Genomic DNA, 324 nt, shown 5'->3' with positions numbered 1-324 from the left:
CAGCGACCCGTCGTACGGCGTGGCGCTCGGCGCGCTCGGTGCCGTCCTGCTAGCCGTGGCCACGGCGCTCGGCTGGGCGATCCACCTGCTGCTGCGTTCCCGGGCGGTGCGAGTCAGTGGCGCTGGCCAGGGCGGCTGGCCTCCGCGCCGGCGCGGTGTCGTGGTGGCGGTGACGGCGGCGTGGGTGGCCGGCGCCCTGGCGCTGGCGTACCTCGCGGGGGTGACCGGGCCGCGCGCGGCGGGCGGGAGCCTCCGTTTGGTGCCGCTCTATGCGCCGGACGTCGGCTGGATGCTGACCGCGGTCATCGTCGCGGCGTCGGCGCT

At 77.8% G+C, this 324-nt stretch carries 1 pseudogene; it reads left to right on the top strand.

The window, feature by feature from the left end:
- Positions 1-324 (top strand): annotated as a pseudogene (locus E1269_RS32665) (hypothetical protein); the annotation flags it as partial.

This window comes from Jiangella asiatica, assembly GCF_004349065.1.
GTDB lineage: Bacteria > Actinomycetota > Actinomycetes > Jiangellales > Jiangellaceae > Jiangella > Jiangella asiatica.
Note: the sequence above shows the minus strand (reverse complement) of the source record. Positions and strands in the feature narration are given on the sequence as shown.